This is a genomic window from Bacillus sp. N1(2025) (assembly GCF_053470005.1).
In genome coordinates this window covers 104,910-117,750 of record NZ_JBLTJB010000005.1, presented here as the reverse complement: position 1 = coordinate 117,750, position 12,841 = coordinate 104,910, and the positions used below count along the sequence as shown (strand labels likewise).

Genomic DNA, 12,841 nt, shown 5'->3' with positions numbered 1-12,841 from the left:
TTCCTTTCCTCTTCAGGTTACTGCTTTTCAATCGGCGCAAAAGCGGCAAGAAGACGCTTCACGCCGACTGGGCTCGGGAATGCAATATCAAGCTCGGTGCTTTCGCCTTCTCCTTTTACGCTGACAACCGTTCCGGTGCCCCATTTTTTATGGCCCGCTTTATCGCCGACCGCCCAGCTGAGCGAGTCGCCGCCTGTTTTGTTCGCATAGGAAACGGGACGGGATACGGGCCCGCGTTTTGGCTGCACTTTTCTTCCCGGCTGCATGCGAGGTGTTTTCTTCTCATTTAGGTTCTCCAATAAATCGCCAGGTATTTCCCTGATAAAGCGGGATTCCGGATTCATATTGGTGCGGCCGAATAAGGTGCGCATTTTGGCATTCGTTAAATACAGTTCTTCTTCCGCCCTCGTAATGCCTACATATGCGAGCCTGCGTTCTTCTTCCATCTCGGCTTCTTCCATCAGGGAGCGGCTGTGCGGGAACACGCCTTCTTCCATGCCCATTAAGAACACGACAGGAAATTCAAGCCCCTTAGCGGCGTGCAGTGTCATTAAAGTGACGGCATCCTTTCCGCCTGATTCCTCTTCCTTCTGGTCGAGCTGGTCAATATCCGCAATCAGCGCCAAATCAGTCAGAAACGCGACGAGAGACTTGTCTTCGCTTTTTTGTTCGAAGTTTTTCGTCACGGAAAGAAACTCGTCGATATTTTCAAGGCGGCTTTGGGCTTCGATTGATTTTTCGGCCTTCAGCATTTCTCTGTATTCCGTTTTCTCGAGAATTTCTTCCGTGAGTTCTGTAATGGACAGGTAATCCTGCATGTTCGTCAGATTTTCAATCATCGCGCCAAAGCCGTCAAGCGCGTTTGCCGCTTTCGCGCTGACGCCGATGAAATCAACCTGTTTGACCGCCTGGAACATTGACATTCCGTTCATCGCCGCATATGAAGCGATTTTTTCTAGCGAAGTTGCGCCGACGCCCCGCTTCGGCACATTGACGATCCGCGTAAAACTGATGTCGTCGTCCGGGTTTGACACAAGGCGCAGGTATGCGAGAATGTCTTTAATTTCTTTCCTGTCGTAGAACTTGGTTCCGCCGACGATATTGTAGTTCAGTCCGGATTTTAAAAGGGTTTCCTCAATGACGCGCGACTGGGCGTTTGTCCGGTATAAAATCGCGATATCGGAAAGCTTCCGCCGGCCCGAGCTGTGCAGCTCATAAATTTTGCCCGCGACGAATTGGCCTTCGCCGAATTCATTGTCGCCGCTGTAATAAGAAAGCTTGATGCCTTCGTCATTTTCCGTCCACAGGTTTTTCGGCTTGCGGTTTGAATTGTTTTTGATCACTTCGTTAGCCGCCTGCAGAATCCGCTTTGTTGAGCGGTAGTTTTGCTCGAGCAAAATCACGTTTGCGCTCGGATAATCTTTTTCAAAGGAAAGGATATTCGCGATATCCGCCCCGCGCCATCTGTAAATGGACTGGTCGGAGTCACCGACGACGCAGATATTTTCAAGACGGGCCGCAAGCTGCTTCACAAGCAGGTATTGTGCCCTGTTCGTATCCTGATACTCGTCTACGTGAATGTACTGGAATTTGCGCTGATAAAACTCAAGCACTTCCGGCACACGCTCGAAAAGCTTAATCGTCGTCATGATTAAATCATCAAAATCAAGCGATTGGTTTTTCAGCAGTTTTTTCTGATAATCGGTATACACGTCACTCGTGACCTGATCGTAGTAGCCGCCGGCCGATTTTGCGAATTCCTCAGGTTCGATCAGCTCGTTTTTTGCGCTGCTGATGGACCCTAAAATACTTCTCGGATCAAACTTTTTCGGATCGATATTCCGCTCTTTCAGAATCCCTTTAATAACGGAAAGCTGATCAGCCGTATCAAGAATGGAGAAATTTCGGTTGATGCCGATTCTGTCAATATCCCTGCGCAGAATCCGCACGCACATGCTGTGGAAAGTGGAAATCCAGATTTCATCCGCGCCGGGTCCGAGAATGCTCTCTACCCTCTCCTTCATTTCTCTGGCGGCTTTATTTGTAAATGTAATCGCCAGAATGTTCCATGGCGCCACGTGTTTTTCCGCCATTAAGTATGCGATTCTGTGCGTCAGCACACGTGTTTTTCCGCTTCCCGCGCCCGCCATCAGAAGCAGCGGACCGTCCGTCGTCTTGACCGCTTCCTGCTGAACGGGATTTAATCCGCTTAATAATTGATTGCTAATGTAATTCATATCCGTTCACCGCCTATCAAACATATGTTCTATCATAAATCAATTTCGTCCGCTTGGCTACTTTGTCTTTACAGCCGCCACCGTTTTAAGCGCCTGATCAAAATCTTCATATACGGCATTTCCGACAACGATGACATCGGCATGACGGCCGAACCGTTCCGCCGTTTCCGCGTCTTTAATGCCGCCTCCGTAAAACAGGACGGACTTGTCCAGCACAGCCTTCGTTTTCTCCACCGTTTCTATGTCCGCCAGCATCCCGCTGTATTCCAGATAAAAAATCGGGAGATGAAGCAAATGTTCCGCGACCCGCGCATAGGCGAGAATATCTTCTGTTTCTATATGTGTATCCGCCTCCGTCAAAGCGGCCGCCTTACAATCAGGGTTGACGATGCAGTAGCCCTCCGTCACGATTTCCTCCATTGACATGAGCTCTCCGTATTCTTTCATCGCCTGATGATGCATGCCGACAATCCAGTCCGCCTTTTTGCTGTTGAGCACACTCGGAATGAAATAAAGATCAAACCCGGGCACAATGGAATCAATCGTCGACACCTCAAGTACGCACGGCACTAAAAACCGCCGCACCTTTGACATCAGTCTCAGCACATTGTCCTCGGTGATATTGTCGCTTCCTCCGATCACAATGGCGTCAGTCCCTGATTCACAAAGCCGTTCCAGCTGTTCATCCGGTAAATCTTTATTCGGATCGAGTTTAAAAACATGCTTCCACTCGTTAACATCGTACATGCGTTTTCGTTCCTCCATTCGTTTCTTGCCATTTAAACATTATAACAAATTCGTTTGGCCCGGAAAAACGGAAAAAGACGTCATTCACCTGATTCACAAAAAAAGATTGCGCTCCGCCGGACGGGAAACGGCTATGTTTGAAAACAGACAATATGTGGAATGTCAAAGAGAAAAAAGACAAGGAGTCTGATCTCAATGGAACAAGCCATTATCGTACTGATTTGTATATTGATTTTTATTATTTTAGTTCCCGCCGCATTGTTTCTCTGGATATACATAAGAGACGAAAAGCAGGAAGAACATTCAGTGCTGCGCAATTATCCCGTAGCGGGAAAACTGCGCTATATATTTGAAAAAATCGGACCTGAGCTGCGGCAGTATTTATTCAGCAATGATAACGAAGAACAGCCGTTTTCCCGGAGAGAATATGAACAGACGGTCATGTCGGGAAAGTATAAGAGCAGAATGATGGGCTTCGGCTCAGAACGGGATTTCAATCAGCCGGGCTATTATATCCGTAACGCCCTCTTCCCGAAACAAAGGGAGGAGCTGCGCGCAGATCAGACGCCGAAGATCGACACGATGGTATACAAGATTGACAAAGACAACCTGCTGAAACGCAGCGAACACCGCGAAAAGGCAAAAGCGGACCCTTATTACCTGCATCCGGACGATGTTCAAGTGATCGGCCGCGACACATGCAAGAAGCCGTTTTATGTGAAAGGGTTAATCGGACAATCAGCGATGAGCTACGGCTCACTTGGCGACCGGGCAATCACCGCCCTGTCAAAAGGGCTGCACCAGGCCGGCGGCACATGGATGAATACAGGCGAAGGCGGCCTGTCTGAGTATCACCTGAAAGGCGGCGCGGATATTATCTGCCAAATCGGCCCCGGGCTGTTCGGCGTGCGCACTGAAGATGGAGAATTTTCATGGGAAGAATTTAAGAAAAAAAGCCGCCTCGAGCAGATTAAAGCCTTTGAATTAAAGCTTGCGCAAGGGGCAAAAGCAAGAGGCGGGCATATTGACGGTTCAAAGGTGACCGAAGAAATTGCCGCCATCAGAAATGTGCAGCCCGGACAATCCATTGACAGCCCAAACCGCTTCAACGAGTTCTCAAATGTTCCGGACATGCTTGATTTCATTGAGAAATTAAGGACTGTCGGCGAAAAACCGGTCGGTATCAAAATTGTCCCGGGCAGCCGCAAAGACCTTGAAGACCTTATTTCCTGTATGAGTTCATCAGGCAAACTTCCCGACTTTATTACGATTGACGGCAGTGAAGGGGGAACGGGAGCTTCTTTCCATGAGCTGGCGGATTCCGTCGGCCTGCCGATTCTGACCGGCCTTCCCCTTGTTGACGGCCTTTTGAAGACATACGGGATAAGAGATAAGCTGAAAATTTTCGCATCCGGAAAGCTGCTCACTCCGGATAAGATTGCCGTTGCCCTCGCGTTAGGCGCGGATTTTGTCAATATTGCCCGGGGAATGATGTTTTCAGTCGGCTGTATCCGCGCTCAAGTATGCCACACCAATCATTGTCCTGTCGGAGTGGCGACAACCGATCCAAAACTTCAGCGCGCGCTCAGTATCGAGGATAAACAGCACCGCGTCTGCAACTACGTGCTCTCGTTGCGTGAAGGGCTGTTTCACCTTGCCGCGGCGGCGGGCATCAGCTCGCCGGTTCATTTCTCAGCTGAACACATCGTATACCGGGAGGAAGACGGAACCCTGAGGGAACTTCCCGGCCTTTTGAATCCGCACGCATAAAAAAACCGCCTGCCGTCATCGGCAGAGCGGTTTTTTACGTAGCTGAGGAGGATTCTCCTTTGTTTACGCGGTCAAGCGCCATTTCATAGGCGTCGTTTCCGTAATTTAAGCAGCGCTTCACCCGGGAAATCGTCGCTGTGGAAGCACCCGTTTCGCTTTCAATTTTGTGATACGTATTTCCTTCGCGGAGCATTCTTGCCACTTCCAAACGCTGCGCCAGCGATTGGATTTCATTAATCGTACAAAGATCGTCAAAGAAACGATAGCATTCCTCCAGATCTTTCAGCGATAAAATAGATAAAAATAACTGGTCCAGTTCTTTTCCGCGTAATTTATCGATTTGCATCGTCAAACACCTTCTCCTTTACTAATGGAAGCTGCATCGAGATCAGGCACGATATTAATCCATGTCTTTCCTGGCACAAACGGAAGAATCTCACCGCCTTTTACGGGCAGAATACGGCCGTCTTTATATTCCCAGTCTGACTCCATAACATCGCCGTGCTGAAGCAGGAGGCCCTTCCCCCCTGACTGAATATCGATGGCCCGCCTTCCATCTTTGTCTGTCATGCGATGGCCGGCTTCAACAATAAAAATGTTGTGCATGGCTAAAGGCTTTCCGGTCTCCCGGTCTGTCGCTTTCACACCATCAGAGCTTCTTGTATAAGCATCAGCTTTTTTATCATAATCGTATTCGACAAGATTTGTAATGTTTTGTGTTCCATAATCTATCCGAATATTGTAGGTTTCGTTTCCGGGTTTTGCATCTGATGTCTGAAATGGGAGCGGTTCTGTTTTTCCGTTCAGCTTGTATCCTTTTTGTTCCGCCGCCTTCCTGATATTGTCATACGACGTGTAGGAATTGTGGGGCGGCTTGCTGAAATCGGCTCTCCAAAACAGGCTTCCGTCAAAATCCAAACCGTTTATATAATCGTAAGCTCCGGACTCCAGCTGCTTTTTTGCGCCGGGACTCCAGCCATGATGGACAAATATGCTGTTAAACCCGCTGCTGAGCGTGACAAAATATCCCCTCGCGCTCCGCACAGGCCCGACCGTTTCCGGCATCTCACTTTGAAAAATCGCGAGAAACCGCGTAATCCGGCCCTCCGCAAGCGCCTCGATGACAACATCCGCCTTTGACAGCCCGGATTGGGGCCTCGCCTTCGGATGATTGTTCACTGCGACTGCAATCGGACGGCGTTCTGCAAGCTTCTGCTCAGTTTTCAGCCCCGTTAAAGGAGCTTCCGCTTCTTTCGGCTGCACCTGATCGGCATTGTTCTGCCGGCAGGCGGCAAGCAGCAAAAACGCAAAACAAAGCATACAAACGGTTTTCCATCTTTTCATATGTCGGCTCCCTGCTTTTATATTTTAACGCATTATCGATGGAAAGAGTACAGTTTTTTTCATCACGTCGAATATTCCTCTCGGCGTAATGCGGATATAAGGCAGGTGTGTGCTCTGCAAAAAGAGCAGCGTATAGATCGGATCGCAGAATCGGTAGCCCCGCTCCTCCAGCAGCGTCCTCAGTTTTTGCTCTTTCTCAAGCACTTCTTCATAATTCTCCGCAGATGCAGAACCGTTTAAGGCGAGGGGAATCTCATGCAGAATCTTCCCGTTTTCGGCAAGCACGATTCCGCCGCCGATTTCTTTCATCCGTGAGAAAGCGAGCAGGATATCTTCCTTATTTTTTCCGGCAGCGATAATATCTCCAGTTGTCGTGTAGGAACTGACAAAGCCCTGCACCCGATCGGCAAAACCTTTCAGCATTGTATTAACCCGCCATTTTCCATGCTTATCGAGAAGCGTGAGATAGCATTCATCATGATCAAAAGAAAGCTGGTCAACAGAATTATCAATCGCAATCATATACGGCTCCATAATGACCGCGTTGCGCATGGACACACCCATCGGCATTGAAAACTGTAAATCATCCATCGTCATATCATATGAAAGCTCAAGAGGGACAAGACCGCCCTTTTTCCAATCCGTTTCTGTAAACGCATTCATATTTCGGCCGTCTTCCCTCAGCAGGATGCCTTTGGAGATCACCGTGACCGGGTCAGGATTCATCGGGTCATCGAGAATGTTCAATGAAGCAAGCCGGCCCGGACCGATCACACCGAGAAAGTCGTCCATCTGATAATACTTCGCGATATTAAAGGACGCCATATTGTAGGCATCGATCGCCGGAACCCCTTCCTCCAAAGCGATTTTGATCAATTCATTCGTCATGCCGCCTTTATAAAAATGCGGCGTCGCTCCATCCGTCGTGTAAAAGAAATGATCATAATGCCGGAAGCCTTTTTGATGAAGATCCTGCAAAATCGTTCTCAAATCAGGGCGGATGGATGAATGTCTGAGCGAAACATAGTAGCCCAATTCAAGCCGTCTCATTACCTCGCCGCCATTCATCGCCTCGTGGTCGGAATCAGCTCCGAACAGTTTCATCTTCGTCAGTGTTTTTTCAGAGGCTCCGGGAAAATGCCCTTCTATCCGCTTGCGCAGTTTCTTTGTCGCCTGCATGCAATGAAGCATCAGGTCATCGCCGTCCATGAGGCGCGGCCATCCGGTCAATTCTCCGCCTTGAATGACATCCGGGTGCTCAATCCATTGCTTTCGGACATCAAAAGAAAGAAGCTGATCCTCATTCAGCACTTCAGTCTGCAGATCATATCTGGACCACCAGAAATATTGCACCGGCTGTTTTTTCAGTTCTTCCAATATAGTAAGCGCTTTCTTTTTACCGCTGTGCAAAAGAAAAAACAAGTTATCATTAACAAACGTCGTTGTTCCGAATTGAGACACATATTCGGCGAGCGTTTGGGGATTATATATTTGAAAAGGATGTGTATGCGGTTCAATGTAACCTGGCACAATGTATTTTCCTTCACAATTTATGGTATGAATGTGCTCAGCTGCATCAGGAAGCTCATGACCAACATATACAATTCGGTCTCCGTAAATCCAGACGTTCTTTTTCAGCCATTGTTTTAAAAAAGGATTTAATACGAGAGCATCCCGTAAAAGTAGCGTTGGAAGCAGCTTTGAGTCTACAACATCCGCCTGTGATCTGATGTCTTTATTTTTCCAGTTAAAGGTACGTTCGGACATTCACATACTCTCCTTCGCTTATATTAGACCCATCGTATCACATCCGCACAATTATCGCACGGCTAAAACGTTACAAATTATTGAAGATGAATGAAAAACTTTTTCTAAGGGAGCTGAAATGATGAAACCGAATATCAGTTTATTAAATGCCGTTATGCGCATCACTTGCGGCCTCACCATTTTGTCTGCTGCTTCAGCGAAATACACGAGAAAACCTTGGTGCAAGATGCATCTCTTCTGTATGATAATGGGCGCGATGAAAGCGGCGTCCGGCATCCTCCGCTTCTGCCCGGTGACATATATGTTCCAAACCGGAATGAATCAGGATGACAGCCATCAGCAAGAAAAATAACAAGCCGTTTCGGCTTGTTATTTAATTTCTCCTGTCCCGCGAGTCTGAGAAGAATCCGTCTATACGCCTTCATCGATGACTGGCAAGCCGACAACCTAGGCCGTCCTCAGCTTACGTAAAAAACCCCGCAGCTCGGGTGCTGCGGGGTTCTGCTTTCTATCGTTGAGAAGCTTTCAGCGCACGGGCGCCGATGTCGCTTCTGTAAAACAGTCCGGGTTTTGTCAGCCCTGAAACGGCGCTGTACACTTTATCTCTCGCCGCTTCAAATGTCTCAGCAAATGCGGTGACATTGGCGACCCGACCGCCGTTTGTAACAAATTGGCCGCCGTCTTTTTTCGTTCCGGCATGAAAAACAGCGATCCCGTCTTCAGCGGACGTCAAACTGCCGATCGGCGTCCCTTTTGCATAGCCTTCCGGATAGCCTTCAGAAGCCAGCACAACGCTGACAGCGGCCGTATCCTTCCACCTTAGGTCAACATCCTTCTCATGCAGAAGATCTAAGAGCACCTGAATGAGGTCAGATTCCATTCTCGGCACGACAACCTGTGTTTCCGGATCTCCGAAGCGCGCGTTGAATTCAATGACTTTTGATCCGTTTTCCGTCAAAATCAGCCCCGCGTACAGCACGCCCGTGAAGGAGCGTCCCTCTTTCACCATTGCTTTTGCCGCCGGCTTCACAATCGTTTCGACTGCGCTTCTGACGATATCATCGGAAATGTGCGGCACCGGTGAGTAGGCGCCCATTCCGCCCGTATTCGGCCCTTTGTCTCCATCGAAGGCGCGTTTATGATCTTGAGCGATTACCATCGGATAGACGGCCTCCCCTTTTACAAACGCCATTAAAGAAAATTCTTCGCCGGCGAGGAACTCTTCAATGACCACAGATGCGCTCGCCTCGCCGAATTTCTCATCTTCAAGAAAATCGTGCAGGCATTCAATCGCTTCTTCTTCCGTCATCGCGACCGTGACACCTTTTCCGGCGGCAAGCCCGTCCGCTTTAATGACAATCGGCGCGCCTTTTTGCTGCACATATGCTTTCGCCTCTTCAAATGAAGTAAACGTCTCATACTCCGCCGTCGGAATGCCGTATTTTTTCATTAAATCCTTGGCAAACTGTTTGCTTCCTTCAATGATAGCCGCTTTTTCAGACGGTCCGAAAACAAGCAGTCCGGCTTTTTCAAACTCGTCGGCTATCCCTTCAATCAGAGGAACTTCGGGGCCGATAATCGTCAGGCCGACATGATGTTCTTTCGCAAACGCAATGAGTGCGGCATGATCGCTTTCTTCAATGTTGACCAGCGTCGCGCAGTCTGCCATACCGTCATTTCCGGGCGCGGTGTACACCGTGTCAACAAGCGGGCTTTGCGCCGCTTTCCAAGCCAATGTATGCTCTCTGCCGCCTTTTCCGATAATCAATACATTCACGCTTCGTTCCCCCTCTTAATGTTTGAAATGTCTGATGCCGGTGAATACCATGGCGATGCCGTATTCATCCGCTTTTTTAATCGAATCTTCATCGCGGACCGATCCGCCGGGCTGGATAATCGCCGTGACACCGGCTTTTGCGGCTTCTTCGACTGTATCCGGCATCGGGAAAAACGCGTCTGATCCGAGCGCGCTGCCTTTTGCTTTTTCTCCGGCCTGCTCAATGGCGATTTTAGCTGAACCGACGCGATTCATCTGTCCTGCGCCCACACCGACCGTCATATGGTCTTTTGCAAGAACGATCGCGTTGGATTTCACGTGTTTGACGACTTTCCAGGCGAGCTTCAGATCTTCCCATTCCTGCTCGTTCGGCTCTCTTTTTGTCGGGATGCTGATGTCGGCGTCATCAAATCCATGGACGTCTAAATCTTGAATCAAAAGGCCGCCCTGTACGGATGTCAGCTGTTTTTCTTTCTTCCCTGATGCGGTCACGTCAAGCGTGAGCAGACGAAGGTTTTTCTTCGCCGTCAGCACGTTCAGCGCTTCTTCACTGAAAGAAGGGGCGATAATGATTTCTAAAAAGATGCCGTGAAGGGCTTCAGCCGTTGCCTGATCAACTTCACGGTTCAGCGCGATGATGCCGCCGAAAATGGAGGTTTTATCAGCTTCTTTCGCTTTATTGAATGCTTCCTCAATTGAAGCTCCCGTACCGACTCCGCACGGATTCATATGTTTAACGGCAACAGCTGCGGGTTCTGTAAACTCCCGGACGATTTGAACGGCCGCATCCGCGTCCTTAATATTGTTGTAAGAAAGCTCTTTGCCGTGAAGCTGTTTTGCCGCCGCGATGGAACCGGAGACAGGGAGTGCGCTTTGATAGAAAACAGCCTCTTGGTGAGGGTTTTCACCGTAGCGGAGCGATTGTTTTTTCTCAAATGTAACGGTGAATTGCTCAGGGTCTTTCTCACCGGCCTCGCGTGTTAAGTAATCAGCGATTAATGCGTCGTATGCCGCGGTATGGCGGAATACTTTGGCCGCAAGCTCGCGTTTTCTTTTAAGCGAAACACCGCCGTGTTCTTTAATCTCATTGAGCACGGAGCTGTAATCGGCCGGATCTGTGATGACCGTCACATCCTGATGGTTTTTCGATGCGGCGCGCAGCATGCCGGGGCCGCCGATATCAATGTTTTCTATCGCTTCATCGTATGTTACATCTTCTTTTGAAATCGTTTCTTTAAACGGATAAAGGTTGACAACCACAAGGTCAATCGGTGCAATGCCGTGCTCATTGATCTGCGCCATATGCTCTTCATTGTCTCTTACGGCAAGCAGGCCGCCGTGAATATTAGGATGGAGCGTTTTTAACCGTCCGTCCATAATTTCAGGAAATCCGGTCACTTCTGAAATGCCGATGACATCCACACCGTTTTCCTGAAGTAGTTTTTTTGTTCCTCCGGTCGAAATGACTTCGACGCCGATCTCTGTCAGTTCCTTTACGAAAGGTACGAGATTTGTTTTATCAGAAACACTGATTAGTGCGCGTTTGATTGTCATGCCTTTTCACCTCTGTTATTTAGTCCCAGCAGCTGTTTCACAACGCTCGGATACCATTTGTGCTCAAGCTCGTGTATTGTATGCTCTATGTCTTCAAGCGTATCGTTTTCCTGTATTTCGAATGCTTTTTGCGCGATAATCGGTCCTGTGTCCATGCCTTCGTCGACGTAATGAACGGTAATGCCCGCCACTTTCACACCGGCCCGATACGCCTGTCCGACAGCGTCAATCCCGGGGAATGCCGGAAGAAGCGAGGGATGTATATTAATAATGCGGCCCCCGTATGCTTCAAGCAGCGTATCTCCAATCAGTCTCATATAACCGGCGAGAACGATTAATTCCGCCCCGTGCAGGCGCAGCTGTTCAATAACGGCCCGTTCAAAGGCCGCTTTGTTTTCAAAAGATGACGGTTCAAAGGCAAATGACGGAATGTGTAAAGCCTCCGCCCTTTCCACCGCCTTTGCCTGAGGCTTATCCGTCACGAGAAGCGAGAGCTCCGCATCCCACTTCTCTTCTCTCATGCGTTTGGCAATGGCCTCGAAGTTCGATCCGTTTCCTGAAGCAAATACCGCAAACTTTTTCATGAAAGAGCCGCACCGCCGAAAGAAATGCCTTCGCCCCGCTTGACCCGGCCGATCAGATAAGCCTTCTCGCCCTGAGCTTCAAGCGTGTCGATGACGTCTGTCAGGTTTTCTTCTTTAACGGCAAGGACAAAACCGATGCCCATATTAAAAACATTGAACATTTCTTCTTCTTTCAGCTTGCCGTGCTCCTGCAGAAACGAAAAAATCGGCGGGATCGGCCATGATCCGTGATCAATTTCCGCACTCAATCCGTCCGGCAGCATCCGCGGGATGTTCTCGATGAATCCTCCGCCTGTCACATGCGCCATGCCGTCCACCTTACCGCTTTTCACCGCCTTGAGCACCGGCTTCACATATATTCTCGTCGGTTCCAGCAATTCTTCTCCGAGAGGACGCGCAAACGGTTCATAGACAGTATCCAAATCAAGTCCGCCGTCATCAAGAAGCACTTTTCTCACAAGGGAAAATCCGTTGCTGTGAAGGCCGCTTGAAGTAAGTCCGATTAAGAGATGCCCCTCTTCGATATGTTCACCGGTGACGATTTCGTCTTTTTCCGCGACGCCGACTGAAAAGCCCGCAATATCGTATTCATCAACCGTATACAGTCCCGGCATTTCCGCCGTCTCACCGCCGATAAGCGCTGATCCTGACTGCTCGCATCCGTCCGCCACGCCCTGAACGATCTGCTCAATTTTTACCGGATCAGCCTTGCCGACCGCCAAATAATCAAGGAAAAACAGCGGCTCCGCTCCTTGGGCAAGCACATCATTTACACACATCGCGACCGCATCGACGCCGATCGTGTCATGCTTATCCATTGAAAATGCGAGTTTCAGCTTGGTGCCGACACCGTCTGTTCCGGAAATTAAAACAGGCTTTTGATACGGAAGCTCTGACAGATCAAACATTCCGCCAAAACCGCCCAGGCTTCCCATAACGCCGAGCCTTTTCGTGCGCTCCACGTGTTTTTTCATTCGTTTGACGGCTTCGTATCCGGCTTCGATGTCAACTCCGGCATTTTTATAAGCATCAGACATCCCTATCACTCCTTGTCAATTCGT

11 protein-coding genes are annotated in these 12,841 nt (G+C 49.2%); 2 read left to right on the top strand and 9 right to left on the bottom strand.

Annotated elements, in window-relative coordinates; genetic code table 11:
* Positions 1–17: 17 nt before the first annotated feature.
* Positions 18–2,237, bottom strand: coding sequence for a DNA helicase PcrA (pcrA, locus tag ACNFN4_RS13370; RefSeq protein ID WP_059366739.1), 2,220 nt, complete (start codon positions 2,235–2,237; stop codon positions 18–20).
* A gap of 57 nt (positions 2,238–2,294) precedes the next feature.
* The gene (locus ACNFN4_RS13365; RefSeq protein WP_003155740.1) at positions 2,295–2,984 is read right to left on the bottom strand and encodes a heptaprenylglyceryl phosphate synthase; all 690 of its coding nucleotides are present in this window, start codon (positions 2,982–2,984) and stop codon (positions 2,295–2,297) included.
* A gap of 195 nt (positions 2,985–3,179) precedes the next feature.
* Here ACNFN4_RS13365 and ACNFN4_RS13360 point away from each other — a divergent pair, with 195 nt between their 5' ends.
* A complete protein-coding gene (locus tag ACNFN4_RS13360) occupies positions 3,180–4,754 on the top strand; it encodes an FMN-binding glutamate synthase family protein (RefSeq protein ID WP_448200241.1) in 1,575 nt (524 codons plus the stop codon).
* Between the two features lie 34 nt (positions 4,755–4,788).
* On the opposite strand, the gene ACNFN4_RS13355 is transcribed toward ACNFN4_RS13360, so the two are convergent.
* The 3 genes from ACNFN4_RS13355 to ACNFN4_RS13345 are packed head-to-tail and all read right to left on the bottom strand — an operon-like array spanning position 4,789 to position 7,865.
* Complete coding sequence (locus ACNFN4_RS13355) at positions 4,789–5,100, bottom strand: YerC/YecD family TrpR-related protein (protein ID WP_003155745.1); 312 nt, start codon at positions 5,098–5,100, stop codon at positions 4,789–4,791.
* A gap of 2 nt (positions 5,101–5,102) precedes the next feature.
* On the bottom strand, positions 5,103–6,098 hold the full coding sequence (locus ACNFN4_RS13350) for a DUF3048 domain-containing protein (protein ID WP_014417110.1): 996 nt from the start codon (positions 6,096–6,098) through the stop codon (positions 5,103–5,105).
* A 24-nt stretch (positions 6,099–6,122) separates the two neighbouring features.
* Positions 6,123–7,865, bottom strand: coding sequence for an adenine deaminase (locus ACNFN4_RS13345; protein ID WP_202729454.1), 1,743 nt, complete (start codon positions 7,863–7,865; stop codon positions 6,123–6,125).
* A gap of 121 nt (positions 7,866–7,986) precedes the next feature.
* Here ACNFN4_RS13345 and ACNFN4_RS13340 point away from each other — a divergent pair, with 121 nt between their 5' ends.
* The gene (locus ACNFN4_RS13340) at positions 7,987–8,217 is read left to right on the top strand and encodes a YgaP family membrane protein (RefSeq protein WP_032872536.1); all 231 of its coding nucleotides are present in this window, start codon (positions 7,987–7,989) and stop codon (positions 8,215–8,217) included.
* 156 nt (positions 8,218–8,373) lie between these two features.
* On the opposite strand, the gene purD is transcribed toward ACNFN4_RS13340, so the two are convergent.
* The 4 genes from purD to purM are packed head-to-tail and all read right to left on the bottom strand — an operon-like array spanning position 8,374 to position 12,817.
* Positions 8,374–9,642 (bottom strand): phosphoribosylamine--glycine ligase, encoded by a 1,269-nt coding sequence (gene purD, locus ACNFN4_RS13335; protein WP_127070314.1) that lies wholly within the window; start codon positions 9,640–9,642, stop codon positions 8,374–8,376.
* A 15-nt stretch (positions 9,643–9,657) separates the two neighbouring features.
* Positions 9,658–11,196: a bifunctional phosphoribosylaminoimidazolecarboxamide formyltransferase/IMP cyclohydrolase gene (gene purH, locus ACNFN4_RS13330; protein WP_232489398.1), complete on the bottom strand. Its 1,539-nt coding sequence runs from the start codon at positions 11,194–11,196 to the stop codon at positions 9,658–9,660.
* Positions 11,193–11,780: a phosphoribosylglycinamide formyltransferase gene (gene purN, locus ACNFN4_RS13325; protein ID WP_007408902.1), complete on the bottom strand. Its 588-nt coding sequence runs from the start codon at positions 11,778–11,780 to the stop codon at positions 11,193–11,195. Before purN ends, purH begins: the two co-directional genes overlap by 4 nt.
* Positions 11,777–12,817, bottom strand: a complete 1,041-nt coding sequence (gene purM, locus ACNFN4_RS13320) for a phosphoribosylformylglycinamidine cyclo-ligase (RefSeq protein ID WP_065180626.1) — start codon at positions 12,815–12,817, stop codon at positions 11,777–11,779. The genes purN and purM overlap by 4 nt, the downstream gene beginning before the upstream one ends.
* Positions 12,818–12,841 lie beyond the last annotated feature (24 nt).

Bases quoted from the DNA above. Each gene is read 5' to 3' on its own strand.
- pcrA (WP_059366739.1), bottom strand. From the start codon at position 2,237: ATGAATTACATTAGCAATCAATTATTAAGCGGATTAAATCCCGTTCAG.
- ACNFN4_RS13350 (WP_014417110.1), bottom strand. From the start codon at position 6,098: ATGAAAAGATGGAAAACCGTTTGTATGCTTTGTTTTGCGTTTTTGCTG.
- ACNFN4_RS13345 (WP_202729454.1), bottom strand. From the start codon at position 7,865: ATGTCCGAACGTACCTTTAACTGGAAAAATAAAGACATCAGATCACAG.
- ACNFN4_RS13340 (WP_032872536.1), top strand. From the start codon at position 7,987: ATGAAACCGAATATCAGTTTATTAAATGCCGTTATGCGCATCACTTGC.
- ACNFN4_RS13360 (WP_448200241.1), top strand. From the start codon at position 3,180: ATGGAACAAGCCATTATCGTACTGATTTGTATATTGATTTTTATTATT.
- purM (WP_065180626.1), bottom strand. From the start codon at position 12,817: ATGTCTGATGCTTATAAAAATGCCGGAGTTGACATCGAAGCCGGATAC.
- ACNFN4_RS13365 (WP_003155740.1), bottom strand. From the start codon at position 2,984: ATGTACGATGTTAACGAGTGGAAGCATGTTTTTAAACTCGATCCGAAT.
- purN (WP_007408902.1), bottom strand. From the start codon at position 11,780: ATGAAAAAGTTTGCGGTATTTGCTTCAGGAAACGGATCGAACTTCGAG.
- purH (WP_232489398.1), bottom strand. From the start codon at position 11,196: ATGACAATCAAACGCGCACTAATCAGTGTTTCTGATAAAACAAATCTC.
- ACNFN4_RS13355 (WP_003155745.1), bottom strand. From the start codon at position 5,100: ATGCAAATCGATAAATTACGCGGAAAAGAACTGGACCAGTTATTTTTA.